Genomic DNA, 25,702 nt, shown 5'->3' on the forward strand with positions numbered 1-25,702 from the left:
CCGAAGAAGGGACCCAACTCGGTGAAAAGCGTTCTCTCCGAACGTCGGACGTTTCACCCGCAACCCGTCGAACGGCGCGAGATCACGCCCGCCGCCGGTGCCGCGATCCGCGCCGCCGCCGATGCGATCTGCATCACACTCGGTCTGGACGGCGACCGGGTCGCCGCCGCGACGCTGACCGACCCGCGCATCGTCGCGGCGGTGCGCCGCTACGCGCCGGGGTTGCCGGGCACGGTCGCGGCCGCGGTGCGCCCGCCGAGCACCGCCGCGGGCGCCGCCATCGTGGGCGGGCTGCCGGTGCGCGACGCGGAAATCGGCCGTACCCCGGCGAATTGGCGGATCGCCGCCGGGCGGGACGGCGCCGCCGCGCCGACCGCCTGCTCGCTGCGCCTCGACATCTCCATGCTGCTGCTCGCCGCCGCCGCGGGCGAGCCCTTCGGCTGGCGCGGCCAGCAGGGCGGGCGGCTGGTGAACAACATCGTCCCCGCGGCCGGGCACGAGCACGAGCAGTCCGGCGCGAGCAGCAGCACGCTGCTCACCCCACACACCGAGGACGCCTTCCACCCCGGGCGCGCGCACCTGCTCATGCTCGGCTGCCTGCGCAATCACGATCTGGTCGGCACCACCGTCTCCTCGGTGCGCGAGGTGGAGCTCACCGCCGCCGAGCGCCGCGTGCTGGCCGAACCGGTGCTGCCGATCCTGCCCGACGTCTCCTACGGCGACGCGCACGACCGCGCGACGGCACCGGCGCTGCCCACGCTCTGGTACGACGGCGATATCGAATCCGACGCCGCCACAGCCGGTCTCACCACCCGCTACGACCCCGCCTACACCCCGCTGGACGACGCCGGCCCCGAGTACCGCCGCGCCTACGCCCGGCTGAGCGCGGAGCTGGAGCGCCGCTGCCGGATCGCCGTGCTCGCCCCGGGTGAGCTGCTGCTGGTGGACAACGATGTGGCGGTGCACGGCCGGGTACCGTTCACCGCGCGCTACGACGGCACCGACCGGTGGCTCAAACGCGTCAATATTCGTCTTCCCGAGCGGCGCAGGCGCACCGCGGAGAGCCGTGAGAATGGATACGGGCAGCAGATCGTTGCCCCGTTTCGCACGGTGACAGAACGGGACACCTCCGATGATCGAGGAAGCGATGAGCAACCGTGACCGGAGCACGCCCCTGCGTGTGCTGAGCCGTAGCGACCTGGCCGATGTGCCGATCACCCCCGCCGACGTGGTGCGCGCGGTGGAGGAGGCGTATCTCGCGCTGGCGGCGGGCGAGTCGGATAATCCGCGCAAGCTCAGCGTCGCCAATCCGGACGGCTGGTCGGTCGCCTACGCCATGCTCGGCCGGGACGGCAGGCGCCGGGTGGTCGCCATGAAGACCTCGTACAAGTTCGACCCCGGCCACGACCGCAGCACCAAGCGGTACTACACCACCATCACGCTCTACGACGACACCACCGGCGCGCCGATCGCCATGATGGACTGCGCCAGGGTCGGGGCGCTGCGCACCCCCGCGGTCTCGGCGCTGCTGGTGCGCGAGACGGTGCGCCGCGGCGCGGAGAGCGTGCTGCTGATCGGCACCGGCACCCAGGGCCGCAACGCGCTGCCGCACCTGCTCGCCGCGAATCCGCAGCTGCGCAAGCTCATGGTCTACGGCACGCACCCGGACGGGCTCGCCGCGGTCAGGGAGAACCTGGCGGTGCACCAGCCGCACGCGCTGCTCGAGATGGTCGAGGATCCGGTGGCCGCGGCGGCCGGGGCCGACGTGGTGCTCGCGACCGCGGGGCCGGGCACCGAGGTGGCGCTGGAGGCCGACGATCTGGCGCCGGGGTCGACCGCCGTGCTGGTCGGGTACGGGCTGGCGCCCTCGGCGCTGGTGCGGGCGGATCGGGTGATCGCCACCAGCGCCGAGCAGATGGCGCTCACCGGCACCGACATGGCCGGCCCGGACGGCGTGCTGCGCGCGGTCGACGCGGAGCTGCCGCGCATCCTGAGCAGGCGCGCGGTCGCCAGGCGCAGCGACGACGAGAAGATCTTCGTCTACAACAGCGGGCTGGTGCTCACCGACGTGGCGGTGGCGCACGCGCTGGCCGAGCGCGCGATCGCGGATGGCCGCGGCGTCGAGGTGCCGCTGTGGGACTGACCGGGATCGCCGCCGCGCCGCTGCCCGCCCACCGCGACCGGTGGGAGCAGCGGCTGCTGGCCGATCCCGCGCTGCTCGGCGAGCTCGCGAGCATTGTCGGCGGCCCCTTCCACGTGCTCTTCCCGGAGCGGGTGGTGCGCGCGGTGCGCGAATTCCGCGCGGCCTTCGAGGCGGCGGGCGTCACCGGCGCGATCTACTACGGCAAGAAGGCGAACAAGGCGGCCTGCGTGGCGCGGGCCTGTGCGCGGGCAGGCGCCGGGATCGACGTGGCCAGCACCGGCGAGCTGGTCGGCGCGCTGGCCCAGGGCGTGCGCGGCAGCGAGCTGATGGTGACCGGCCCGGCCAAGTCCGACGAGCTGCTCTGGCTGGCCGCCAGGCACGGCGCGCTGATCGCGGTGGACGCGCTGGACGAACTGGACCGGCTGCCCGCCGCCACCGACGGCGCGCCGCCGCCGCGCATTCTGCTTCGCGTCCTGCCCACCGGCTCGACCAGCCGGTTCGGGCTCACCGAGGTCGAACTGGACGAGGCACACGCCCGGCTGGCCGGGCTCGAGGGCCGGGTCCGCTGGGAGGGGTTGAGCTTCCACCTCTCCGGCTACGACGCCGAGCAGCGCGCGGAGTTCGCGCACGAGTTGCTGGATCGCCTGGCGACGGTCGCGGCGAGCGGACACCGGGCGCGAACGCTCTCCATCGGCGGCGGCTTCGGGGTGGATTACGTGCCCGCCGATGCCTGGGCCGAGTTCACCGCGGCGGCCGGGCCGCACTGGTTCCACGGCGAGGCCGAGCCGGGCTCCTACTACCCGTACCACTTCCCTGAACCCGGCGCGGCCATGCTCACCGCGATCCTGCGGCACCGCGGGCTGGCCGAGCGGCTGATCGCCACCGGCACCGTGCTCGCCGTCGAGCCGGGCCGGGCCCTGCTGGACCGGGCCGGCTGTACGGTGTTCCGGGTACAGGGGCGCAAGACCAGGCACTCCGGCGGCGAGCCCTACGACCTGCTCACCGTCGACGGCACCAGCCTGAGCCTCTCCGAGCAGTGGTTCGACAGCGAGTACCTGCCGGACCCGGCGGTGTGGCCGCCGCGATCCGGTGTCCGCACCCCGACCAGCGTCGGCGCGGCCACCTGCCTCGACTCCGACCTGCTCAGCCGCCGCCGGGTGCCGCTGCCGCGCCGGGCCGACCCCGGCGACCTGCTGGTCTACCCGAACACCGCCGGGTACCAGATGGACTCGAACGAGTCCGCCTTCCACGACCTTCCCGTCCCGCCGAAGATCGTGCTCACCGAGCACGCGGGGGCGCTGCGCTGGCGCCTCGACTCGGCACCCACCTGAGATCAACGAGGAGAAGATTCCATGCCGCTCGTCACGCGCGTGACGGACCTCATCGGCCGTACCCCGCTGTTCGAGCTCGCCCGCACCGCGACCGGAACCAGGCTGCTGCTCAAGCTGGAGACCGGCAACCCGACCGGGACGGCCAAGATCCGGATGGCGCGGGAGATGGTGCTCGATGCCGAGCGCCGTGGTTTGCTGAGGGTTGGCGGGCATATCATCGAGTCCACGTCCGGCAATACCGGGCTCGGCCTCGCGGTAGTCGCCGCCGAACGTGGGTACCGCTTCACCGCGGTCGTCGATCACCACGCCTGTAAGGACAAACTGCGCGCGATGCGAGCCATGGGAGCGAATCTGGTGTACGTCGCCGACGAGGGCGACGACAGCCTCGCCACCTCGGCGCGGGAGGACCTCGCCGAGGCGATGGCGGCCGCCGAGGACGGCGCGTACTTCACCGAGCAGCACAACAACGATGCCAATGCCGTCGGCTACTACCCCGTCGCCGACGAGCTGCTCGCCGATGTCGAGCGGGTGGACATCCTGCTCTCCGCGGTCGGCACCGGCGGCTCGCTCTTCGGCACCGCGACCCGGCTGCGGCAGCTCGGCCAGGTGCCCTACGTGGTCGGGGTGGAGCCGGAGGGGTCGATCGCCTTCGGCGGCGAGGGCGGGCCGTACTGGCAGTCCGGCACCGGCACCCCGCCCGGCGCCACCATCGGCACCGCGGTCGACTACGCACTGCTGGACGAGGGCGTGAAGGTCACCGACACCGACGCCTTCGCCACCGCGCGCGCCGTCGCGGCCAAGCTCGGGCTGCTGATCGGCGGCTCGGCGGGTGGCTCGGTGCACGCGGCGCTGGTCCGGCTGGAGCAGTTCCCGCCCGGCTCGACGGTGGTGACGCTGGTCTGCGACGGCGGCGAGAAGTACCTGGACACCGTCTTCGACGACACCTGGATGGCCGAGCGCGACCTGCTCGATCCCGCCGCCGAGCACGCGGTGGGCGCCATGCTCGACCGCTGGTCGCCCGCGCTCGCGGGCGCGAACCTCGTGGAGGCGCGGTGATCGACCGGATGCGCGGCTCGGACGCGGGGCGGCTGGCCGCGCTCGCGACCCCGATCGCGACCACCCAGCTCGCCCAGATCGCGGTCTCCACCACGAATATCGCGGTCATGGGCTCGCTCGGGGTCGGCGCGGTGGCGGCGGGCGGGCTGGCGCTGGTGCTCTTCAACCAGATCCGCACCATGGGCGTCGGGCTGATCACCGCGAGCGGCAATCGGATCGCGAGCGCGGTGAGCGCGGCGGGCAAGCGCGGCGACTCCGCCGACGCCGAGGTGCGCGACATCGTGCGCGGCAGCTTCCTGATCGCCACGGTGGCCGGGCTGCTCGGCGGCGCGGTGCTGGTCGGGCTCGGCTACTCGCTGCAGTGGCTGGGGCAGGACGCCGACGTGCTCGCGGCGGCGCGGCCGTTCATGATCGCGCTGGCACCCGGGCTGCTGCCCTGCCTGTGGTTCCAGGTGCTGCGGCAGTACACCGTCGGTATGCAGCGGCCGCAGGCGCTGCTGCTGGTGACGCTCGGCTCGGTGGCGCTGAACCTCGGGCTGGCGCTGCCGCTGGCGCACGGCTGGCTCGGGCTGCCCGCGCTGGGGCTGACCGGGATCGGCATCGCCACCTCGCTGGTCTTCCTCGCCATGTTCCTGGCCTTCGCGGTGCTGGTGCGCCGGGACCGGCGGCTGGCCGGCGCGCTACCGAGTCGGCCGTGGCCGGTGCGGGGGCGCACGGTGCGGGCCGAGCTGAAGCTGGGCTTCCCGATCGCGCTGACCTACGGCTCCGAGGCGGGGATGTTCTCGGTGCTGGCGCTGGCCATGGGCAGTATCGGGCCTGCGGCGCTGGCCGCGCACAATGTGGTCTACCAGATCATCTACATCGTGTTCCAGATCGCCATCGGCCTCTCGCACGGCGCCTCGATCCTGGTCAGCGATGCGACCGCGCGGGACGAGTTCGACCGGGCGCGCACCCAGGCGCGGCTGGCGCTGCAGGGCGCCGCGCTGGTCGCGGTGGTGACCGGGCTCGTGTACATCTTCGCCCCCGACCTGGTGCTCGCCCCGTTCCTGGACACCGGCGACGCGCAGACCGTGGCGCTGGCGCACACGCTGCTGCTGATCGGCATCGTGCTGCAGTTCTGCGACGCCGCGCAGAACATCGGCACCGGGCTGCTGCGCGGGCTCAAGGAGACCTCGGCCGGTTTCCGGCTCTCGCTCGTCGGCTACTGGTGCGTCGGCCTGCCCGCCGCGCTCCTGCTGGCCTTCCCCGCCGGGCTCGGCGCCGCGGGCATCTGGTGGGGCCTGACCGCGGGCCTCGCCACCACCGCGGGGCTCATGCTGCACCGCTACCTCAGCCTGCTCGACCAGCGCGAACGGGAAACGGTTTCCCTACACGCCCACACCCCGCCCCTAGGGCTGGCAGCGGGCAACAACTAACGCACCCCGCACGGGTTCGCGCCCGGCTCGCGTCCGAGTGGTCGAAGCGCATGCGCCGCAGGCGCGAGTCTGGACCGCTCGGACGTGAGCCCCGGAAGGGCGCGAACCCCGTCGCGCCGGAGGCGCGACCAAAGATTCAGATATTCACGCCGTAGTCGCGGGCGATTCCGGCCAGACCGGAGGCGTACCCCTGGCCGATGGCGCGGAATTTCCACTCCGCGTTGTTCCGGTACAGCTCGCCGAAGACCATGGCCGTCTCGGTGGAGGCATCCTCGGAGAGGTCGTAGCGCGCCAGCTCGGCGCCGGTCACGGCATCGGTGACGCGGATGTAGGCATTGCGGATCTGCCCGAAGGACTGCCCGCGCGAATCGGCGTCGTGGATGGAGACCGGGAAGAAGATATTGGTGATGTGCGGTGGCGTCGCCGCGAGGTCGACATTGATCGTCTCGTCGTCGCCGTCACCCTCGCCGGTGAGGTTGTCACCGGTGTGCTCGATGGTCCCCTCGGGCGAGCGCAGGTTGTTGTAGAAGACGAAGTGCAGGTCCGAGAGCACCTTGAGGTTCGCACCCGTCGCGAGCGCGCTCGCGTCCAGGTCGTAGTCGGCTCCGGTGGTGGTCCGGACATCCCAGCCGAGGCCGACCGAGACCTTCGTCAGGTTCGGTGCCTGCTTGGACAGCGAGACGTTGCCGCCTTTGGCCAGCGTGACGCTCATGTCATCCTTCCGTGTTCGGGTTTCGCTCCGCCCATGCGCGCAGCGTGGCCACCCGGCCGCGCAGCGCGTCGAGTTCGGCCTCGTCGAGCACGGTGCGCTGGATTCCCTGCGCGACCGTGAACGCCGACTGCCGATGATCATCGATGGTGTCGACATCGATCTGTACCGGAACATAGTCGCTCGCGCCCGGCATCCCGGCGGCGAGCACCGTCGCCGTGCCGCGCGCGCAGAGCGCCACGTCGCCGCCGCCGAGGACGAGCAGCGCGACCTGCGGCCGCTCGCGGAGCCGGGCCAGCGAACCCCGGTCGAATTTCAGGCTGATCAGAATCCGCCGGTCGCCCGCGCGCACCGGCCAGGAGACCGGGATGGCGTGCGGCGCCGGGTCGGTCGTCACCAGCACCGCGATGGTCTCGGTCGGCCACACGGGCAGGGCGTCGAGCTCCGGATGCTCGTCGGCGGAATGGTCGTGCTCGGTCAGGCTCGCTCCTGCTGCCATGTCGTCACCTCGTGGGGATTGCTGCGGCGCGGTGGGCTGTTCCCGCGCTTACCCGTGCAGTTTAAGTCCCCGGCCGCCATCACCGCTGGCACCCGGCGCGATCCCCTCGGGCAGATGCGTTCAGGCCGTGGTGAGTTGGAACATCGGCAGCACGCGCAGCCCGCGGGCCCACGCCGCGGCCAGCTCCTTGACCTTCACCTCGGTGGAGGCGTCGTGCCGCGCGTGCTCGCCGAACTGGACCGCGCCGCGCGCGCTCAGCTTCTCCGCGATGATCTCGCCGCCGCGGTTGAAGGTGGCGCCGTAGACGCTGTCACCGAGGCCGAAGACCGCGAAGCGCAGCCCGTCCAGCGCGGGGCGCCTGCTGTCCAGCGCATCGGCGAAAGGCTCGGCGTTGGTGGGGAATTCGCCGTCGCCGTAGGTGGAGCAGACCATGATGTGCAGCGCGCCGGGGTCGAGATCGTCGACGTCGAACTCGCCCATGTCGTAGAGCGCGACGTCGTGCGCGGCGAACTCGCCCGCGATCACCTCGGCCGCCGCCTCGGCCGTTCCCATCTCCGACCCGAACAGGATCACGATCCGCACGAGCTGCACTCCTTCTCACCTGGAAATATGGTGAGGCTATCCTAACAGCGGCCCGAACCGATTGACGGATCCTCGAAACGCCTGCATCATCATGAACAGTTCCCTGCTCAGCAGGGGCTTCTCGGTTACCGGCCGATGACCGTCCGGTAACGGTCGCCTGATTCGACGCGCCACTCGCGGGTACAGCCCCGCCAGGCTCGGCTGCGCGAGACACCGGCGGCTACGACCCGTAAGCCGACGCCGCAGGCGTCCCGTCCCGAGTGAGGTGAGTGCGCCATGGTCTTCTCGTCCGACCTGCCCCGCGAGGTGTCCCCCGACATCACGCCGATTCCGATCGCCGCGCACCGCATCGCGGGCAACCTCGCCGTCTCCGACGCCACGCTCGCCGACCTGGTGCACCTGCGCACCGAGCTCGCCGCCGCCGAGGTGCCGTTCCTGCTGGTCCGGGACCGCGACCACCGGCTGATCCTGGCCGCCGACGCCGCGCACGGCGCCATGGTGGCGCGGGTGGTGAGCTCGGCGGCCGCCGCCGGATTCCGGGTCGAGCCGCTGGACCCGGCGGTGTTCCGGCTCGGGCGGGACGCGGACCAGGCACACCACGTGGAGCTGGAGCTGTGGGGCTACCACGGCGACACCGTCACCTGCCCGCGCCCCAATGCGCTCACCCGCCCGGTCTTCGACCTCGCCGACGTGGAGTTCGGCCAGGTGCGGCTCTTCGACCGGGTCTGGCCGACGCTCACCGGCATGTTCGCGCCGCAGACCACCGATGTGGAGTTCGACATCGACCTGGTCTTCTCCTGGGTGGACGGCTCCGACCCGGAGTTCCGCGCCCGCCGCGCCGGGCTGCTCGCGCAGGTCGTGGTCGGCGAGGGCGACGACGCCGACGCCCGCATCCGGCAGATCGACGAGCTGCGCTACGCGCTGCGCGCAGTGGCGAAGAACGCGCCGTGGATCCGCCGGATCTTCCTCTGCACCGACTCCACCCCGCCGTCCTGGCTGGCCGAGCATCCGAAGGTCACCGTGGTGCCCGCGCTCGCGCACTTCGCCGACACCACCGGGCTGCCGACCTTCAACTCGCACGCGGTGGAGAGCCAGCTGCAGCACATCGACGGGCTGGCCGAGCACTTCCTGTACTCCAACGACGACATGTTCTTCGCCCGCCCGGTGCGGCCGTCGATGTTCTTCACCCCGGCCGGGGTGAGCCGGTTCATCGAGGCCGACACCCGGATCGGCCCCGGCCGGAGCACCGAGCGACGCAGCGGCTTCGAGAACGCGGCCCGGGTGAACCGGGCGCTGCTCGCGGAGCGGTTCGGCACGCTCATCACCCGGCACCTGGAGCACACCCCGGTGCCGCTGCGGCGCAGCGTGCTACACGAGATGGAGCGCGAGTTCGCGGCGGATTTCGCGCGCACCGCGGCGAGCCGGTTCCGCGCCGCCACCGATATCTCGGTGACGAACTCGCTCTACCACTACTACGCCCTGCTCAGCGGGCGCGCGGTGCCGCAGGAGGCGGCCCGGGTGCGCTACGTCGACACCACCGCGGTGTCCGGGCTGGCGCTGCTCGATCAGCTCAGCGCCACCAGGGATGTCGACTTCTTCTGCCTCAACGACGGCAGCTTCCCCGAGGTCAGCGAAGCCGAGCGGGTGCGAAGGGTCGCGGCCTTCCTGGAGAGCTGGTTCCCCGAGCCTGCCCCGTGGGAGCGGGTCAGCGCACCGCCTCGCCGCCCGATTCCGGAGTCCGCGCCGGGCGCCGCATGACGTGCGGAATGCGGGCCGCGGGCGGGATCACGATGCCCGCCGCGGCCAGCCGCGCCGCCGCCTGAGCCGGGGTGGCGGGCTCACCCACCGTCGGGCCCGCGTCGATCGGCACCACCGAGTGCACCACGGTGTCCGGGTAGACGTGCACGAAGTTGAAGGCTTGGGCGCCGTCCCGGCCGCGCAGCCCGCCCTGCTCGACCGCGAGGTCCTGGGTGTAGCAGGTGGCCGAGGCCACCGAGACCGGGATGCCAGCGAAGGTGGCGCTGGTGGAGAAGTGCAGGTGGCCCGCGAGGATGGCGCGCACGTCGGTGCCTGCGAGTACCGCGGCGAGGCGGCGCTGATCGCGCAGCTCGACGGTGACGGCGAGGTCGAGCACGCAGGGCACCGGCGGGTGGTGCAGGGCCAGGATGGTGCCGAAGGGGGCCGGTTCGGCGAGGACGTCGCGCAGCCAGCTGAGCTGGGCGGCGGTGAGTTCGCCGTGGTGCTCGCCGGGGACCGTGGTGTCGAGGGCGATGATGCGCAGGCCGTCGATCAGGTGCACCTCGTCCAGCGGGCCGGGGGAGGCGGGGCGGTCGAGGAGGCCGGTGCGCAGGGCGCCGCGGTCGTCGTGGTTGCCCGCCACCCAGATGACGGGGGCGTTCAGGCGGGCGGCGACGGGGTCGACGAAGGCGCGCAGCTTCGCGTAGGCGCCCGGCTCGCCGCGGTCGGTGAGGTCGCCGGTGAAGACCAGCGCCGTCGGAACGATGCCCGTGGCCTCGGCGTGCGCGAGCAGTGCCCGCAGCGGGCGCTCGGCGTCGACGTCGCCGTAGAGGTCGCCCTCGGCGACCAGGTGGGTATCGCTGAAGTGGAACAACACGTGATCCGGTCGCGGATACTCCGCGACCCTGTCGATGCGCACCGGCTCGACCGTCCCTCCCGGCGGACTCCGCCCGCCCTCGCTCCGAGGTTGGGGCCAGGATAGCGAAGTACCTCCCAACCCATACACCGCAGAGAGGCACATCACCGCTGCGCTCCTGTTCTCGAAGTAAGATCACGTTCGATATCTCACAGGAAGGAGGTTGGAAATCGTGCTTCTAAGTTTTCGTGTTGAAAACCACAAATCGTTGGCCGAAGAGCAACAACTCCTACTCACTCCGACGGTCTCCGAGGACGAACCTCGCAGAGACTGGACCGCTGTTCCTGTAGCCGGAATATTCGGAGCGAATGCTTCCGGCAAGACCAACATCCTGGACGCACTGGTCTACATGCGAAACATGGTCCGCGGATCTCTCCGGGAGAGCGAGCCCGGTACGGGCGTGTCCCGACACCCCTTCGCTCTCGATCCAAGTGCTCGCATAACTCCCTCGACATACGTGGTGGATCTCGCCATTGTGGAGCATAGGTACACATACGGATTCTCCGTGGATGACAGCAGAGTCGTTGAGGAATGGTTGTTGAGATACCATCCGGCCGATTCGCGTCCTGTCACGGTATTTCACCGCAACCCGGACGGTGAGGACGGACTCGAAACGGACTTGTCCGCGATTCGGAAATACGCCGAGGATATAGAGCAGAACGTGCTCGTCTTGTCGGTTGTCGGCAGGTTCAGGGTCGAAGAAGTGCGCGAGGTGTTCGCATGGTTCTTGAATCTCACGTTCAAATTACCCAGAGGTCTCTATCGGCCAGACTTTCTGGAGAGGAATATTGGCGATATCGATCGATTGACGGTCCTGCTACAGGCAGCCGATACCGGCATTGATAGGCTCGAATTTATCGAGGAATCGGACGATAATTTCGAGGTGAAAACGAATCGCCCGCATAGTTCCTCAGCCGATGCTCAGCGCCGGAGATACCTGCAGCTCCGACATCGGGGCTCGCACGACGGCACCTATCCGCTGAGCATGGCGGAGCAGTCGCTCGGAACGAAGGAACTGTTGGAACTCGGGCGCTATGCGCTGCGCGCACTCGACACCGGCGCCGTACTGATAGTCGACGAACTTGACCGCAGTCTGCACACCTTTCTGACTGCGCAAGTGATTGCCCTGTTCAGCGCTGCCGAGACTAACCCGTTCGGCGCCCAGCTGATCTTCAGTAGCCACGATTCCGCTCTCCTCGGACGGATCCAGGGTGTCGAGGTCCTCGCCCGTGACCACATCTGGTTCACAGAAAAGGACGAGTGCGGAAAGTCCACCCTGTATCCACTCACCGCATTCGAAGCCACCGTAGACGAGGATGCTGGACGCAGGTATCTCGATGGCCGATTCGGCGCGGTTCCCATTATCCACGACGCGATATTTGCGGCAGCACTTCAGGCGCGCCTCGGTGGCGATGCGAATGAATAGCGCGAGGCGCTCGGACTCCACCCCGCGCAAGCGTCGCGCCTCGCACACCGAACTCGATCGCAGCAAAGCAATCAAACTCCGAACCGCGAGAAAAAGATTCTTGATCATTTGCGAAGGCACCACCGAGAAAAACTACTTCACCGGCATGCGCACGCGGGGCGGACCGCAACTCGAGGTGGACGAGACCAAGTGGGACCAGATAGGAGCAGTGTCCGAGGCAGGAAAACGGGCGGCGACAGCGGCACGCTCCGGAGATCCGTACGATGAAGTCTGGTGTGCCATAGACACAGAATTGCAGCCGCGAATAGTATTCGATGCCGAGCGAGCAGCTGAAATCAACGAGGTGTCTCTGGCGTTCTCTTCCCCGTCATTCGATCTTTGGCTGATACTCCATATCGAATTCTGTGCGCACACATTCATGAGCGCAGCAGACGCGAAGCGGCAACTACGGCGGCTGCGTCCGGCATGGACTGAATCGAGCACCAACTTCGAAGACTTCAGCGCGGGGCTGAAAGACGCGATCGATCGCGCGAAGGCTCTGGATCCGACGGGAAACAATTACCGTAAAAACCCTTCGACGAGCGCCTGGAAATTGGTCGAGGCGATTATGAGCTGAACAGTAGCGTTTCGCGTGTGCACTCCATCTTCAATCGACCTGCACCCGCTATCAGCTGGGCCAGTAGGCGTTCCAGTCTTCGGCAGCAAGCGGAAGGCGCGCGCCGCGGGCGCGCTCGGCGGCATCCTCCGTGGCGCGGATGGTGTCCGCGAAGCGGAGCGTGGCCTTGCGCAACCGCTCCTCGGCGCTCTCGTCACCCCCGAGCCGGACCACCCGCAGCTCCTCGGGAACGAGCTCCCCGGGGAACCCGGCCCGACCGGCCCGCGCGATCACCTTCTCGGCGAGCGCGAGCGCGGGCTGGGCGAGCGCGATCCCGTCCAGGCAGGAGCGCCGCGCCTTCTCGGCGGACTTCCGCTCCTCCCACGCCCGCTCCTGCGCGGCTATCCGCTCGGCGACCCCGGCGAACGCCTCGGGCGCGCCCAGGTGCGGGCTGCGGTGCTCCAGCTTGGCGATCAGCACCGCCGCCACGTCGGCGACGGTGAACTCCCCCGCCGCCTCGGCGATCCTGGCGTGGAAGAGCACCTGCAGCAGCAGGTCGCCGAGCTCCTCCTTGATGGTCTCGGTATCGCCCTGCTGGATGGCGTCGAGCAGCTCGTAGGTCTCCTCCAGCAGGTACGGCCGCAGCGAATCGTGCGTCTGGGTGGTCTCCCACCCGCCGAACCGCCAGAGCCGGTCCATGAGCTCGACCGCGCCGTCCAGGTCGGCGCTCACCGCGCGGTCGCCTCGGTGCGCACCCGCAGGTCCACCGCGCCCGCCGCCTTGCCGTCCAGCGCGAGCAGCAGGTCCGCGATCACCTGGAGCAGCGGCACGTCGCGCATGCGGTCGGCGCCGACGCTGTCCTCGACCCGCGGAACGGGCAGCTGCACGATGCCGGAGGCGGCGCGGTAGTTCGCGCTCGGGTGCAGCCGCTTCAGCCGGAGCTGCTTGGAGTCGGGCAGGGTGAGCGGCGCGATCTTGACCGTGGTCCCGGTGACCGCGATCTCGGTCACCCCGTACTCGCGGGCGAGCAGCCGCAGCTTCGCCACCGAGACCAGCCGCCCGACCTCGACGGGCAGCGGCCCGTACCGGTCGACCAGCTCCTCCATCACCCCGGCGAGCGTCGAATCGTCCTGCGCGGCGGCGAGTTTGCGGTACGCCTCCAGCCGCAGCCGGTCGCTGGCGACGTAATCCGGCGGAATGTGCGCGTCCACCGGGAGGTCGATCCTGACCTCCTTGACCTCCTCGGTGGTGATCGGCTTGCCGTCGGCGGCGGCCCGGTACGCCTCCACCGCCTCGCCGACCAGCCGCACGTAGAGGTCGAAGCCGACCCCGGCGACGTGCCCGGACTGCTCCGCCCCGAGCACATTGCCCGCGCCGCGGATCTCCAGGTCCTTCATCGCGACCGCCATGCCCGCGCCCAGGTCGGAGTTCTGCGCGATGGTGGCGAGCCGGTCGTAGGCGGTCTCGGTGAGCGGCTTCTCCGGCGGGTACAGGAAGTAGGCGTAGCCGCGCTCCCGGCTGCGCCCGACCCGGCCGCGCAGCTGGTGCAGCTGGGAGAGGCCGAGGTTGTCGGCGCGCTCCACGATCAGGGTGTTGGCATTGGAGATGTCGAGCCCGGTCTCGATGATGGTGGTGCAGACCAGCACGTCGAACTCGCGCTCCCAGAACCCCTGCACGGTGCGCTCCAGGGTGTCCTCGTTCATCTGGCCGTGCGCGATCGCGATCCGCGCCTCCGGCACCAGGTCGCGCAGGTGCTTGGCCGCCCTGTCGATGGAGGAGACCCGGTTGTGCACGTAGAACACCTGGCCGTCGCGCAGCAGCTCGCGCCGGATGGCGGCGGTGACCTGCTTGTCGTTGTAGCCGCCGACGTAGGTGAGCACCGGGTGGCGCTCCTCCGGCGGGGTCAGGATGGTGGACATCTCCCGGATGCCGGCCAGGCTCATCTCCAGGGTGCGCGGGATCGGCGTCGCCGACATGGTGAGCACGTCGACGTGCGTGCGCAGCGCCTTGATGTGCTCCTTGTGCTCGACGCCGAAGCGCTGCTCCTCGTCCACGATCACCAGCCCGAGGTCCTTCCAGCGGACGCCGGTCTGCAGCAGCCGGTGCGTGCCTACCACGATGTCGACCTCGCCGTCGGCCATCCCGCGTAGCACCTCCTTGGCATCGGCCGGATCGGTGAAGCGGGAGAGCCCCTTGACGTTCACCGGGAACCCGGCGACCCGCTCGGCGAAGGTCTGCAGGTGTTGCTGGGCCAGCAGCGTGGTCGGGACCAGCACCACCACCTGCTTGCCGTCCTGCACCGCCTTGAACGCCGCGCGCACCGCGATCTCGGTCTTGCCGTAGCCGACGTCGCCGCAGACCACGCGGTCCATCGGGACCGCCTTCTCCATATCCGACTTGACCTCGGCGATGGCGGTCATCTGGTCGACGGTCTCGGTGAAGGCGAAGGCGTCCTCCATCTCCTGCTGCCACGGGGTGTCCGGGCCGAAGGCATGGCCGGGCGCGGCCTGCCGCGCGGCGTAGAGCTGCACCAGCTCGCCCGCGATCTCGCGGACCGCCTTGCGGGCCTTGCGCTTGGTGTTCGCCCAGTCCGAGCCGCCGAGCTTGGAGAGGCTCGGCAGCTCGCCGCCGACGTAGCGGGAGAGCTGGTCCAGCGATTCCATCGGCACGAAGAGCCGGTCGCCGGGCTGGCCGCGCTTGCCCGGCGCGTACTCGATCACCAGGTACTCGCGCCTGGCGCCGCCCACCGTGCGCTCGATCATCTCCACGAAGCGGCCGATGCCGTGCTGGTCGTGCACCACCATGTCGCCCGCGCTCAGCGCCAGCGGGTCCACCTGGTTGCGGCGCTTGGCGGGCAGCCGCCTGCCCTCGCCCGACGCGGCCACCCGATTGCCGGTGAGGTCGGACTCGGCGACCACCACCAGCCCGGCGCCGCCGAAGACCACGCCGTCGTGCAGCGAGCCGCAGAGCACGCCGACCACGTCGGCGGCCGGCTCGGCGCCGGGATCCAGTGCGGCGGCGGGCACCTCGGCATCGGCGAGCCGCTCCAGCACGCGCTGGGCGGTGCCGTGCCCGGCCACCACCACCACGGCGCGGCCGCCGGTGGCGAGGTGCGCGCGCAGCGACGCGAAGAGCGTGGCGACCAGTTCGTCCGAGCCGCGGGCTGCGGTGCCCGCGGTGATCGGCAGCTCCACCTCGGCCGGGTCGCCGGAGGCCAGCGGGCTCAGCGTCCACCAGGGCAGGCCGTTGCGGTCGGCGCTCTCCCGGATCACGTCGAGCGGGCGGTAGCCGGAGGCGGCCAGGTCGAGGCCGTGGCCGCCGAGCGGCGCGGTGCCGCCGAAGGAGGCCGCGGTCCAGGATGCCTCCAGGAACTCCTCGCCGGTGCGCACCAGGTCGGCGGCGCGGGTGCGCACCTTCTCCGGGTCGCACAGCAGGACGTGGCTACCTTCCGGCAGCACCTCGGTGAGCAGCCGCAGCACGCCCGGCTGCAGCACCGGGAGCAGCGCCTCCATGCCCTCCACCGGGATGCCGTCGGCGAGCTTGGCCAGCATCTCGCTCAGCGCCGCGTCGGCGGCGTTGTCGATGGCGACCTCGGCCGCGCGGGCGCGCACCGCCTCGGTGAGCAGCAGCTCCCGGCAGGGCGGGGCGACCACGGTCTCGATCGTGAGCTCCGGCAGCGAGCGCTGGTCGGCGACGGAGAAGGCGCGCAGCTCGCTCACCTCGTCGCCCCAGAACTCGACGCGCACCGGGTGGTCGGCGGTAGGCGGGAAGAGATCGAGGATGCCGCCGCGCACCGCGAACTCGCCGCGCTTGCCCACCATGTCCACCCGCGAGTACGCGAATTCCACCAGCCGGGTGAGCAATTCGTCGAAGTCGAACTCGGCGCCGATGCGCAGCACCACCGGCTCGATATCGCCGAGCCCGGCCGCCATCGGCTGCATGAGCGAGCGCACCGTTGTCACCACGACGCGCAGCGGCGGGCCGGAGACCTCGTCCTGCGGGTGCGCCAGCCTGCGCAGCACCGAGAGCCTGCGGCCGACGGTGTCGGCGCCCGGCGAGAGCCGCTCGTGCGGCAGCGTCTCCCAGGACGGGAACTGCGCGACGCTCGGGCCGAGCATCTCGGTGAGCTCGAGCGTGAGGTCGTCGGCCTCGCGCCCGGTCGCCGTCACCACCACCAGCGGGCGGCTCTCCTCGTTCGCCACCGCGGTGGCGACGAACGGCCGCGCCGGGCCGGGGGCGACCAGCGCGACCGAGGACTTCCCGACCAGATCGGCGACGGTGCGCAGCGCCGGATCGGCGCCGGCCGCCGCGGCCAGCCCCGCGAGGGGTGGGCGGAGGGATGACATGGAAAAAAGTCTATCGGTGCTGGGTGACACCGCCCCGGCGCGGGTAGGAGCAAGCCCCCCACACGGGGCGAGCCCTACGAGCCCCCGGTTCGCGCCCGGCTCGCGTTCGGGTGGTCGAAAGCGCATGCGCCGAAGGCGCGAGACTCGACCACCCGAACGCGAGCCTCCTCGGGGCGCGAACCCGCCGCGACGAAGTCGCGGCCAAAGTTACGGCACGTAGCGCCGCAACCGGCGGGCGGCGAACTCGCGGAAGTAGGAGAGTTTTTCGGCGGGGACCATGGCCGGGAGCAGGAAGTACCAGGCGCGCTCCATGCGAATGGCCATCTGGTCGATCGACTCGGTGCCGACGGCGGTGATGTGCACGCCCGCGGTCATCTCCTGCAGGAGCAGCCCGATGACCTCGGGGTCCAGCTCCGGCTCCAGGTCGCCCTGGGCGATGGCCCGCTCGGCCAGCACGCGATAGGTCTCGCCCCAGGTCTTGGTGATGTTCTCGCCCTGGGCGCCGCGGTAGTCGCCGATCTGGTGGGTCAGCTTGAGCATGGCCCCGACCATCGGGTCGTTCATCGAGAGGTCGGCCACCACGTAGGTGATGCCGATGCAAGCTTCCAGAGCGGGGACCCGGGAATCGAAGAACCCCTGGCAGGAACTGATCAGCCGTTCGTTGCCCTGATCGACGACGGCACGGGCCAGTTCTTCCTTGGAGCCGAAATGAAAGTACAGTGCGCCCTTGGTGACGTTCGACTGAGCGATGATCTCGCTCAGGCTCGCGTTCGCATATCCCAAGCGCAGAAAGACATCGGCAGCGCCCGCCAGAACGGAATCGCGGGTGATCTCCGCGCGCGCTTGCCTAGCCATCAGATCCGCCTGTCATCCAAAAACCAGCCATCCTGAAGTAGACCGACATCCCGAAGTAGACCGACTTACCACCCGAACAGCACTGAGAGGATGCGTGAACCGTACCACCCGGCGGCACCGCCCCAGGCGATTCGCGCATTCGCCCGGGCACACCGCGCAATTCGCGAGCTAACACTCGACCGCGTCCCCGGCATCGGCTCGGCGCTGCGAGGTCAGCCGCGGATCCGCCTCCAGGTGGCTCAGACCGTTCCAGCACAGGTTCACCAGATGCGCGGCCACCACTTCCTTCGACGGTTCGCGCACGTCCAGCCACCAGGTCGCGGCGGTGGAGACCATCCCGACCAGCGCCTGAGCGTAGAGGGTGGCGAGGCTGGTGTCGAAACCGCGCCGCCCGAAGTCGTTGCCGAGGATGTGCGCGACCTGGTTCACCGCCTCGTTGAGCAGGCTGGAGTAGCGCCCGTCGGCGGTTGCCGCCGGCTGGTCGCGGACCAGGATGCGGAACCCGTCGGTGCGCTCCTCGATGTAGGTCAGCAGGGCGAGCGCCACCTGTTCCAGCCGCTCCTGCGAGCGGTTGCGGGTGAGCGAGGAGGTGATCATGTCGAGCAGCATCGACATCTCCCGGTCCACCACGACCGCGTAGAGCCCCTCCTTGCCGCCGAAGTGCTCGTACACCACGGGTTTCGAGACCTGGGCGCGCAGCGCGATCTCCTCGATCGAGGTGCCGTCGTACCCGCGCTCGGCGAAGAGCGCGCGGCCGATCTCGATCAACTGCTGGCGCCGCTGGGTACCCGTCATGCGCGGCCGTTGCGGCCGCTGGGTCTCACCCGATGGCATCGCTTCGCCTCCTGCGATGTGGTGGTACCGCGCTCACGGGTCCGGGTCCTCCGAGACTTCCAACTGTTCCAGACAGCGTCAGGGACGTGTCGGCGGGGCACACCCTCGCGGCCGCGCGGGTTCGACGGAAGCGAGGTCGGCATGCGAGGATTCATGCCGTGCCGTGGGCACAGCGGCGGGTCGTGCCGAAACGGCACGGCCGGCCGGTGTGACGATCCGCCGTAGTGTAATGGCAGCACCTCTGATTTTGGTTCAGATAGTTCAGGTTCGAGTCCTGGCGGCGGAGCACGCACATGTGACTATCGTGGGCCCCGCGTTTGGCCCAGCACGATGACAGGCAGCCGAGGGAGATCCATGCCACAGCAGACCGCCGTCGTCGTTCTCGCCGCTGGCGCCGGGACACGAATGCGGTCGAAGACCCCCAAGGTGCTGCATTCGCTGGCCGGCCGGAGCATGCTCGCGCACGCGCTGCATGCGGCGAACGAGATCGACCCCGCGTACCTCATCACCGTGGTCGGGCACGACCGCGAACAGGTCGGCGCCGCGGTCGCCGCGGTCGCGGCCGAGCAGGGGCGGGAGATCCTGCCCGCCCTGCAGGAGGAGCAGCTCGGCACCGGGCACGCGGTGCAGTGCGCGCTGCGCGCGGTGCCGGAGGACTTCGACGGCGACCTGCTCGTCACCTCCGCCGACGTCCCGCTGCTGGACGGCCACACCCTGGCCGCGCTGCTGGACGAGCACCGCAGCTACGCCGAGCGCCCCGCGGTGACGGTGCTGACCTTCGTCCCGGACGACCCCAACGGCTACGGCCGGATCGTCCGCGACGCCGACGGCCAGGTGCTGGAGATCGTCGAGCACGCCGACGCCACCCCCGAGCAGGCCGCGATCACCGAGGTCAACTCCGGCGTCTACGCCTTCGACGCCCAGGTGCTGCGCAGCACCATCACCCGGCTCTCCACCGCCAACGCCCAGCACGAGCTCTACCTCACCGACGTGCTCCGGCTCGCCCGCGAGGACGGCCACAGCGTGCAGGGCGCCCGGCTGGTGGACGAGGCCAAGGTCACCGGGGTCAACGACCGGGTGCAGCTGGCCGCCGCCACCCGCACCCTGAACCGCTACCTCCTGGAGCGGCACATGCGCGCCGGGGTCACCGTGATCGATCCGGCCACCACCTGGGTGGACGCGGGCGTCCGGATCGGCAGGGACGCGGTGCTGCGGCCGGGCACGCAGCTCTTCGGCTCGACCGTGATCGGCGAGGACGCCGAGATCGGGCCGGACTGCACGCTCACCGACGTGCTGGTCGGCGACGGTGCGTCGGTGGTGCGCACGCACGGCACCGGCGCCACCATCGGGGCGGGCGCGACGGTCGGGCCCTTCGCCTACCTGCGGCCGGGAACGGTACTGGGCGAATCGGGCAAACTGGGCGCATTCGTGGAGACCAAGAACGCCACCATCGGCGATCACTCCAAGGTCCCGCACCTCACCTACGTCGGCGACGCGACCATCGGCGAGCACAGCAACATCGGCGCATCGAGCGTCTTCGTGAACTACGACGGGGTGCGCAAGCACCACACCGTGGTCGGCTCGCACGTGCGCACCGGCAGCGACACCATGTTCGTCGCGCCGATCACCGTGGGTGACGGCGCCTATACGGCAGCGGGTACCGTACTGCGCAGGAGCGTCCCGCCCGGCGCACTCGCGGTGTCGGGCGGCGCGCAGCGCAATATCGACAACTGGGTGCCGCGCTACCGGCCGGGAACCGCGGCGGCGCACGCGGCGACGGAGGCCAACGCGGCCAGCGACACAGCGAGTCAGGCAACAGAGCAAAAGGATGGCGAACAGCAGTGACCGCGTTCTCGACCGACAACCAGAAGAATCTCATGCTCTTCGCCGGGCGCAGCCATCCTGAGCTGGCCGAACAGGTCGCGAAGGAACTCGACGTCCACGTCACCCCGCAGACCGCGCGGGAGTTCGCGAACGGCGAGATCTTCGTCCGCTTCGAGGAGTCGGTGCGCGGCTCGGACGCCTTCGTGCTGCAGAGCTTCCCCGCCCCGCTGAACCAGTGGCTCATGGAGCAGCTGATCATGATCGACGCGCTCAAGCGCGGCTCGGCCAAGCGGATCACCGCGGTGCTGCCCTTCTACCCCTACGCCCGCCAGGACAAGAAGCACCGCGGCCGCGAGCCCATCTCCGCCCGGCTCGTCGCCGACATGCTGAAGACCGCCGGTGCGCACCGGATCATCACCGTCGATCTGCACACCGACCAGATCCAGGGCTTCTTCGACGGCCCGGTGGACCACATGCACGCGCTCTTCCAGCTCTCCGAGCACGTGCGGGCCAACTACAGCCTGGAGAACGTCACCGTCGTCTCGCCGGACGCGGGCCGGGTGAAGGTCGCCGAGAAGTGGGCCGACGCGCTCGGCGGCGCGCCGGTCGCCTTCATCCACAAGACCCGCGACCCGCTGGTGCCGAACCAGGTCAAGTCGCACCGGCCGGTCGGCGACGTCGACGGCCGCACCTGCATCCTGATCGACGACATGATCGACACCGGCGGCACCATCGCCGAGGCGGTGCGGGTGCTGCGCGAGGCCGGGGCCGGTGATGTCGTGATCGCCGCCACGCACGGCGTGCTCTCCGCCCCCGCCGCCGAGCGGCTCGCCGCCTGCGGGGCGCGCGAGGTGGTGGTGACCAACACCCTGCCGATCACCGAGGACAAGAAGTTCCCGCAGCTCACGGTGCTCTCCATCGCGCCGCTGCTGGCCAGGACGATTCGCGAGGTGTTCGAGAACGGGTCGGTGACGGGGTTGTTCAACGGCAACGCGTGAGATCTCCGTTCTGGTACGGGCCCGGGGTTCTTTCGCCCCCGGGCCCGTACCTGTTTTCGCCCCAGGTCGCTCTCAGCTACCGCACGTACAGTGGCGCCGCGAGTGGGTACCCCGCCGGTAGATCGACCGAACGGAGGCGTTGATGAGTACACCGCAGGAGCGGCGACCGCACGAGCCGGAGCCGGGGTCGTCGCCCCGGGCCGGTGCGGGGGGCTCTCGTGGTGGGCCGGAGGCGGTGGCGTCCGGCGCGGGGGATGTGCGCGGGGTGGGTGCCGACGACGCGTCCGGCGAGAACGCGCCTGCCGATGCCCCGGCGATGCCTGCCGAGGGGGCCACGGAGCTCCACACTCCGGCGGAAGGCCCGGTACCCGCCGATCCTGACACCAGCGCCGCTGATCCGGCGCGAGCTGCCACGGACGAGGAGCCGGGTGCGAGCGACACATCGCCCGCGGACGAGCAGGCGTCGGTCGCGAGCGCGGAAGCCCCTGGAGCTGATAACCCACCCGGCGGTGGCACTGCGAAGCCCGGGGACGAGGACGAGGCGAAAGGCTCCGCGGGAGTCGCCGAGGATGCGGCGGCGACTGCGGGCGCTGGGGAGTCAGGCGGCGAAGCGGCGCCGCCCACGGACGGGGCCGCACCGAATTCCGAAGGGCCGATGGAGTCGGCCGAGGATGTGGGCACCGTCGAGCTCGCCGCGGGCGATGTGGCCGAGGTGCCGACGGTCGCCCAGGGAGCCGTCGAGGACGACGTTCCCCCGGCCGCTCCCGCCGAGCCGACCGTTTTCATCCCGAGCTCGGTCTTCGGCGGGCCCATCGGCCACGATCCGGCCGTGCCCCCGCCCGGCGGGAGCCCGCGACCTGCGGCAGCACCCAGCGGCCCACCGGCACCTCCGGCTCGCCCCGTACCCGGTGGCGCATCCTCCGCGCCCGCGCCGATCGGCCCGCCGGCCCCGCTCAGCGGCCCACCCGCGCCGGGGAGACCGGGCCCCGTCCCGAATTCGGCTCCCCCGCCCCCCGGTGGACCGGTGCCGAACAGGCCGGCTGCGGCGGCGCCGCCGGCAATCGGCGTACCTGGCCCGGGATCGGCCGGACCACCGACCGGCTTCCCGGCAGTACCCCCTCCGGCCCAGGACCCGACCCCCCACAGCGCCTTCCGCCCGCACCCACCTTCCCCGCCACCGGCCCCGGCCACGGGCTGGAAATTGGGCAGCCCGAGCACCCCGGCCCCGCGCGCGACCGAACCACCACCGCAGCGCAACTGGCTGGACCAGGGCGCGGGCGAAACGGTGCGCATCCCCCGCGGCGCCCTCCCCCCGGACGCGGGCGCGACCGTGCGCATCCCCACCGACTGGCAGCAGCACGACCCGAACTACCTGCCCGGCAAACCCCTGGAACGGCAGAAGACGGAGATCCAGCTTTTCGCCATCCTCGGTTTCGTCTGCGCCTTCGCCGCGCTGTTCCTGGTACCCGTCGTTTTCGGCCCCGCGGGTATCGCGCTGGGAATCACCGGCCATACCCGCGCCGAAGAACGCGGGAAATGGGCGGCGGTCACGGCGGGGTGCGCGATGATTGTCGGACTCGCGGTACAGCTGGCGTTCGGGCGCAACGTGATCCCCGGTGTGAATTGGCCGTGAGTACGGCGTAGTTTGCGACTATGCGCGGTTTCTCGGGTTTCCCGCTGGCCGGCCTGGATTTCTACGAAGATCTCGAGGCCGACAATTCCAAACAGTTCTGGGCAACACACCGGCACGTGTACGAGAGCGCGGTGCGCGAGCCGATGCTCGCCCTGACCGCGCTGCTGGAGCCGGAGTTCGGCCCGGCGAAGCTGTTCCGCCCGTACCGGGATGTGCGGTTCTCCAAGGACAAGACGCCCTACAAGACGGCGCAGGGCGCGGTGGTGCGCACGGCACCGGGCGTCGGCTGGTACGTGCAGGTGGGGGCACCGGGGCTCTTCGTCGGCGGCGGTTTCTACCAGGGCACGCCCGCGCAGCTGGCGCAGCTGCGGAGCACCGTCGAGGACGAGGTGCGCGGCACAGAGCTGGGGAAGATCCTGGCGGCGACCGCCGCCGCGGGGTTCACCATCGGCGGCGAGAAGCTCAAGACCAAGCCGAAGGGTTTCGAGGCCGACCACCCGCGCATCGACCTGCTGCGGCACAAATCGATCACCGCGGGCAGGGAGTTCGGCGCCCCGGAGTGGCTGGCGACGCCGCGCACCGCCGACGAGGTCAGAGCCGCCTGGGAGGCCGTGCGCCCCCTGGTCGACTGGCTCTCCGCCGTAGTCGGCGGCACGGGCGACCGCTGACCCCACCCAGCCCGGCAGGGGCGAGTCTTACGAGCCCCGATTCGCGCCGGCTCGCATCCGAGCGGGCGAAGCGCACGCGCCGCAGGCGCAAGTCTCGCCCGCTCGGATGCGAGCCATCAGGGCGCGAATCCCGCCGAGCTCCGCTCGGCCAAAACAACACAGAAGCGGTCGTCGGGGTCGGTCCAGGTGTGTTCGGTGTCGAACCCGGCTGCCGAGAGTTCGGCGCGCAGGCCGTCGAGGCGGAACTTGGCGGAGATCTCGGTGCGCAGCTGCTCGCCGCGGGCGAACCGCACCTCGAGGTCCAGTTCGCGGAGCCGCACGGTCATGTCCTCGGTCGCCGCGAGGCGCATTTCGATCCACTCCCGCTCCGCGTCCCAGAGCGCGACGTGCTCGAACTTCTCCGGGTGGAAATCGGCGGCGAGGCGGGTGTTCAGCACGTGCAGGACATTGCGGTTGAACTCGGCGGTGACCCCGGCGGCATCGTCGTAGGCGGGGACGAGCACGGCGGGGTCGATGACCAGACCGGCACCGAGGAGCAGCCGCTCCCCCGGCTCCAGCACGTCGTGAATGCTCGCCAGGAATGCGGCGCGCTCGGCGGGGACCAGATTGCCGATGGTGCCGCCGAGGAAGACCACCATGCGCCTGCCGCCGCCGGGCAGGTTGTGCAGGGTGTCGGTGAAGTCGCTGACCACGCCGTGCACCGCGAGGTCGGGGAACTCGGCGGCGATCTCGCGGGTGGACTCCCGCAGCGCCGCGGCGGAGACATCCTGCGGCACATAGGTTTTCAGGGGTCCGGCGGCGCGGGCGGCGGTGAGCAGCAGGCGGGTCTTGGCCGCGGAGCCCGCGCCGAGTTCGACGAGCACCTCGGCCTCGGCGGCGGTGGCGATCTCGTCGACCACGCGCTCGAGCAGGGCGCGCTCGGTGCGGGTCGGGTAGTACTCGGGCAGCGCGGTGATCCGCTCGAAGAGCTCGCTGCCGCGGGCGTCGTAGAACCACTTGGGGGGCAGGGTTTTCGGCGTCGAGGTGAGGCCGGTGGTTGCGTCGGCGCGCAGCGCGGCGGTGAGGTCGGCGTCGGACAGATGGATCTCCAGCGTCGGTGCGGTCATCGCGGGGCGCCTTCCTTGGGCTCGAGCAGGGGCTGGACGGTGAGGTCGCCGGGGGCGGCGGTCACCAGCATGTGGTCGGCGATCGGCTGCCAGCCGGGGTCGTCGTCGTAGGGCTCCGAGGCGAGCACCGCCGATTCGGCGGTGACCAGGGCGGAGATGCCGTGGTGCACGGTGGTGGCCCAGAGCCGCTCGCCATCGCCGAGCAGCAGGGTGAGCCGGGATTTCGGCGAGTGCCTGAGCACCGCGGCCGTGAGGTCGCGCAGGGCGGTGGCCGGGCTCTCGCCGGGGGCGAGGGCGCCGAGCAGGCCGCGGAGCAGGATCCAGAGCGCGGCGGAATCGGTGGGGGCCTCGGCATCGAGCAGGTCGATGGTCTGGAAGCGACGGGTGGCGCCCGCCGTGGTGGCGGCGATATCCAGGTCGGCGAGGACGGCGGAGAGCGCGAGTCGCCACTCCGGGATGACGCCGTTGTGGCTGAAGGCCGAGCGGCCGTCGGTGAACGGGGCGCACGCCGTTCGCTCGATCGGCGTGCCGACCGTCGCCGAGCGCACGGCCGCGAGGACCGCGGTGGAGTCGAGCTGCGAAAGCACCTCGTCCACCGCGGGGTCGGTCCAGATCGGCGCGGCATTCCGGTAGCGGGCCACCACCGGCTCCGGCCGGGGTCGCCGATCGGCAGGGGGCTCCCCCGGCGCGACCGCACCCGCCGGACCGGGCGCCGCGACCGGCCCACCCGGCGCGCGCGAGGCGCCGTCCGTCGCACCGAACACCGGCGAGCGCCCGGCAGCCGCTGCTGAATCGAGCGCGTTGCCTCCCGACCCCGGCGCGGCCGCATCGGCGGCGGGACCCTCCCGCCACCACGCCACCCCGAACCCATCCGCGTTGATGGTCCCCCCGCCGCGCATATCCCGCGGCGCCCAGGCCTGGGTCCGCAGCGAGTGCGAACCCCTGGTCAGCACGGTGCCGACGGGCACGGCGGGGCCCACGTATCCCAGGTGGCGGCACATCAGCGCCGCCCGGGGAGAGGCGTGGCCC

At 70.8% G+C, this 25,702-nt stretch carries 22 protein-coding genes and 1 tRNA gene; 13 read left to right on the top strand and 10 right to left on the bottom strand.

Features of this window, described 5'->3' with window-relative positions:
* Positions 1-21 precede the first annotated feature (21 nt).
* Genes NH2_RS13065 through NH2_RS13085 form a run of 5 tightly spaced genes read left to right on the top strand, consistent with a single transcriptional unit; the run spans position 22 to position 5,945 of the window.
* Positions 22-1,161, top strand: coding sequence for a TauD/TfdA family dioxygenase (locus NH2_RS13065; protein WP_067653087.1), 1,140 nt, complete (start codon positions 22-24; stop codon positions 1,159-1,161).
* Positions 1,148-2,143, top strand: coding sequence for an ornithine cyclodeaminase family protein (locus NH2_RS13070; RefSeq protein ID WP_439951747.1), 996 nt, complete (start codon positions 1,148-1,150; stop codon positions 2,141-2,143). The genes NH2_RS13065 and NH2_RS13070 overlap by 14 nt, the downstream gene beginning before the upstream one ends.
* Positions 2,134-3,474, top strand: a complete 1,341-nt coding sequence (locus NH2_RS13075) for a type III PLP-dependent enzyme domain-containing protein (protein WP_067653092.1) — start codon at positions 2,134-2,136, stop codon at positions 3,472-3,474. The genes NH2_RS13070 and NH2_RS13075 overlap by 10 nt, the downstream gene beginning before the upstream one ends.
* 21 nt (positions 3,475-3,495) lie before the next feature.
* Positions 3,496-4,530: a PLP-dependent cysteine synthase family protein gene (locus NH2_RS13080; RefSeq protein ID WP_067653094.1), complete on the top strand. Its 1,035-nt coding sequence runs from the start codon at positions 3,496-3,498 to the stop codon at positions 4,528-4,530.
* 8 nt (positions 4,531-4,538) lie between these two features.
* A complete protein-coding gene (locus NH2_RS13085) occupies positions 4,539-5,945 on the top strand; it encodes an MATE family efflux transporter (RefSeq protein ID WP_067653579.1) in 1,407 nt (468 codons plus the stop codon).
* A 136-nt stretch (positions 5,946-6,081) separates the two neighbouring features.
* Here NH2_RS13085 and NH2_RS13090 read toward each other — a convergent pair whose 3' ends face one another.
* The 3 genes from NH2_RS13090 to NH2_RS13100 all read right to left on the bottom strand — a co-directional run bounded on the left by NH2_RS13090 (position 6,082) and on the right by NH2_RS13100 (position 7,735).
* On the bottom strand, positions 6,082-6,657 hold the full coding sequence (locus NH2_RS13090) for a TerD family protein (RefSeq protein ID WP_067653096.1): 576 nt from the start codon (positions 6,655-6,657) through the stop codon (positions 6,082-6,084).
* A gap of 1 nt (position 6,658) precedes the next feature.
* Positions 6,659-7,153: a pyridoxamine 5'-phosphate oxidase family protein gene (locus NH2_RS13095; protein WP_067653098.1), complete on the bottom strand. Its 495-nt coding sequence runs from the start codon at positions 7,151-7,153 to the stop codon at positions 6,659-6,661.
* Between the two features lie 120 nt (positions 7,154-7,273).
* The gene (locus tag NH2_RS13100) at positions 7,274-7,735 is read right to left on the bottom strand and encodes a flavodoxin domain-containing protein (protein ID WP_067653581.1); all 462 of its coding nucleotides are present in this window, start codon (positions 7,733-7,735) and stop codon (positions 7,274-7,276) included.
* 276 nt (positions 7,736-8,011) lie between these two features.
* Here NH2_RS13100 and NH2_RS13105 point away from each other — a divergent pair, with 276 nt between their 5' ends.
* Entirely contained in the window at positions 8,012-9,493 is a 1,482-nt protein-coding gene (locus NH2_RS13105) for a stealth family protein (RefSeq protein WP_084505505.1), read from the top strand.
* Here the strand turns inward: NH2_RS13105 and NH2_RS13110 are convergent.
* The gene (locus NH2_RS13110) at positions 9,441-10,391 is read right to left on the bottom strand and encodes a phosphodiesterase (protein ID WP_174552829.1); all 951 of its coding nucleotides are present in this window, start codon (positions 10,389-10,391) and stop codon (positions 9,441-9,443) included. The two genes, NH2_RS13105 and NH2_RS13110, sit on opposite strands and share 53 nt — an antisense overlap.
* Positions 10,392-10,560: 169 nt before the next feature.
* Between NH2_RS13110 and NH2_RS13115 the strand changes: the two genes are divergently transcribed.
* Both NH2_RS13115 and NH2_RS28155 read left to right on the top strand, forming a co-directional pair.
* Complete coding sequence (locus NH2_RS13115; RefSeq protein WP_084505507.1) at positions 10,561-11,814, top strand: AAA family ATPase; 1,254 nt, start codon at positions 10,561-10,563, stop codon at positions 11,812-11,814.
* Positions 11,801-12,430 carry an RloB family protein gene (locus tag NH2_RS28155; protein ID WP_245650572.1) on the top strand — a complete coding sequence of 210 codons (630 nt, stop codon included), beginning with the start codon at positions 11,801-11,803 and terminating at the stop codon, positions 12,428-12,430. Before NH2_RS13115 ends, NH2_RS28155 begins: the two co-directional genes overlap by 14 nt.
* A 51-nt stretch (positions 12,431-12,481) precedes the next feature.
* Here NH2_RS28155 and NH2_RS13120 read toward each other — a convergent pair whose 3' ends face one another.
* From NH2_RS13120 to NH2_RS13135, 4 genes are all read right to left on the bottom strand, one after another.
* A complete protein-coding gene (locus NH2_RS13120) occupies positions 12,482-13,108 on the bottom strand; it encodes a nucleoside triphosphate pyrophosphohydrolase (protein WP_084505540.1) in 627 nt (208 codons plus the stop codon).
* A 29-nt stretch (positions 13,109-13,137) separates the two neighbouring features.
* Complete coding sequence (gene mfd, locus NH2_RS13125; protein ID WP_067653104.1) at positions 13,138-16,755, bottom strand: transcription-repair coupling factor; 3,618 nt, start codon at positions 16,753-16,755, stop codon at positions 13,138-13,140.
* A gap of 207 nt (positions 16,756-16,962) precedes the next feature.
* Positions 16,963-17,610, bottom strand: a complete 648-nt coding sequence (locus NH2_RS13130; RefSeq protein WP_067653106.1) for a TetR family transcriptional regulator — start codon at positions 17,608-17,610, stop codon at positions 16,963-16,965.
* A 168-nt stretch (positions 17,611-17,778) separates the two neighbouring features.
* The gene (locus tag NH2_RS13135; RefSeq protein ID WP_084505508.1) at positions 17,779-18,444 is read right to left on the bottom strand and encodes a TetR/AcrR family transcriptional regulator; all 666 of its coding nucleotides are present in this window, start codon (positions 18,442-18,444) and stop codon (positions 17,779-17,781) included.
* 215 nt (positions 18,445-18,659) lie between these two features.
* On the opposite strand from NH2_RS13135, the gene NH2_RS13140 reads away from it, so the two are divergent.
* The 5 genes from NH2_RS13140 (at position 18,660) to NH2_RS13160 (ending at position 23,567) form a co-directional block, all read left to right on the top strand.
* A tRNA-Gln gene (locus NH2_RS13140) sits at positions 18,660-18,730 on the top strand.
* A gap of 68 nt (positions 18,731-18,798) precedes the next feature.
* A complete protein-coding gene (glmU, locus tag NH2_RS13145; RefSeq protein WP_067653110.1) occupies positions 18,799-20,289 on the top strand; it encodes a bifunctional UDP-N-acetylglucosamine diphosphorylase/glucosamine-1-phosphate N-acetyltransferase GlmU in 1,491 nt (496 codons plus the stop codon).
* The gene (locus NH2_RS13150; protein WP_067653112.1) at positions 20,286-21,266 is read left to right on the top strand and encodes a ribose-phosphate diphosphokinase; all 981 of its coding nucleotides are present in this window, start codon (positions 20,286-20,288) and stop codon (positions 21,264-21,266) included. The genes glmU and NH2_RS13150 overlap by 4 nt, the downstream gene beginning before the upstream one ends.
* A gap of 1,330 nt (positions 21,267-22,596) precedes the next feature.
* Positions 22,597-22,899: a hypothetical protein gene (locus tag NH2_RS13155; RefSeq protein ID WP_157103751.1), complete on the top strand. Its 303-nt coding sequence runs from the start codon at positions 22,597-22,599 to the stop codon at positions 22,897-22,899.
* A 20-nt stretch (positions 22,900-22,919) separates the two neighbouring features.
* A complete protein-coding gene (locus NH2_RS13160) occupies positions 22,920-23,567 on the top strand; it encodes a DUF2461 domain-containing protein (RefSeq protein ID WP_067653116.1) in 648 nt (215 codons plus the stop codon).
* Between the two features lie 116 nt (positions 23,568-23,683).
* On the opposite strand, the gene egtD is transcribed toward NH2_RS13160, so the two are convergent.
* Positions 23,684-24,673 (bottom strand): L-histidine N(alpha)-methyltransferase, encoded by a 990-nt coding sequence (egtD, locus tag NH2_RS13165; protein WP_067653119.1) that lies wholly within the window; start codon positions 24,671-24,673, stop codon positions 23,684-23,686.
* On the bottom strand, positions 24,670-25,674 hold the full coding sequence (locus NH2_RS13170; RefSeq protein WP_067653121.1) for a class II glutamine amidotransferase domain-containing protein: 1,005 nt from the start codon (positions 25,672-25,674) through the stop codon (positions 24,670-24,672). Before NH2_RS13170 ends, egtD begins: the two co-directional genes overlap by 4 nt.
* Between the last annotated feature and the right edge of the window lie 28 nt (positions 25,675-25,702).

This window comes from Nocardia harenae NBRC 108248 (genome assembly GCF_001612885.1).
Classification (GTDB): Bacteria; Actinomycetota; Actinomycetes; order Mycobacteriales; family Mycobacteriaceae; genus Nocardia; species Nocardia harenae.

What these genes read in the sequence shown, in the direction of transcription:
- NH2_RS13095 (WP_067653098.1), bottom strand. Translation starts at nt 7,153, where the DNA reads ATGGCAGCAGGAGCGAGCCTGACCGAGCACGACCATTCCGCCGACGAG.
- egtD (WP_067653119.1), bottom strand. Translation starts at nt 24,673, where the DNA reads ATGACCGCACCGACGCTGGAGATCCATCTGTCCGACGCCGACCTCACC.
- NH2_RS13130 (WP_067653106.1), bottom strand. Translation starts at nt 17,610, where the DNA reads ATGGCTAGGCAAGCGCGCGCGGAGATCACCCGCGATTCCGTTCTGGCG.
- NH2_RS13120 (WP_084505540.1), bottom strand. Translation starts at nt 13,108, where the DNA reads ATGGACCGGCTCTGGCGGTTCGGCGGGTGGGAGACCACCCAGACGCAC.
- NH2_RS13090 (WP_067653096.1), bottom strand. Translation starts at nt 6,657, where the DNA reads ATGAGCGTCACGCTGGCCAAAGGCGGCAACGTCTCGCTGTCCAAGCAG.
- NH2_RS13080 (WP_067653094.1), top strand. Translation starts at nt 3,496, where the DNA reads ATGCCGCTCGTCACGCGCGTGACGGACCTCATCGGCCGTACCCCGCTG.
- NH2_RS13160 (WP_067653116.1), top strand. Translation starts at nt 22,920, where the DNA reads ATGCGCGGTTTCTCGGGTTTCCCGCTGGCCGGCCTGGATTTCTACGAA.
- NH2_RS13135 (WP_084505508.1), bottom strand. Translation starts at nt 18,444, where the DNA reads ATGCCATCGGGTGAGACCCAGCGGCCGCAACGGCCGCGCATGACGGGT.
- glmU (WP_067653110.1), top strand. Translation starts at nt 18,799, where the DNA reads ATGCCACAGCAGACCGCCGTCGTCGTTCTCGCCGCTGGCGCCGGGACA.
- NH2_RS28155 (WP_245650572.1), top strand. Translation starts at nt 11,801, where the DNA reads ATGCGAATGAATAGCGCGAGGCGCTCGGACTCCACCCCGCGCAAGCGT.
- mfd (WP_067653104.1), bottom strand. Translation starts at nt 16,755, where the DNA reads ATGTCATCCCTCCGCCCACCCCTCGCGGGGCTGGCCGCGGCGGCCGGC.
- NH2_RS13105 (WP_084505505.1), top strand. Translation starts at nt 8,012, where the DNA reads ATGGTCTTCTCGTCCGACCTGCCCCGCGAGGTGTCCCCCGACATCACG.
- NH2_RS13085 (WP_067653579.1), top strand. Translation starts at nt 4,539, where the DNA reads ATGCGCGGCTCGGACGCGGGGCGGCTGGCCGCGCTCGCGACCCCGATC.
- NH2_RS13170 (WP_067653121.1), bottom strand. Translation starts at nt 25,674, where the DNA reads ATGTGCCGCCACCTGGGATACGTGGGCCCCGCCGTGCCCGTCGGCACC.
- NH2_RS13070 (WP_439951747.1), top strand. Translation starts at nt 1,148, where the DNA reads ATGAGCAACCGTGACCGGAGCACGCCCCTGCGTGTGCTGAGCCGTAGC.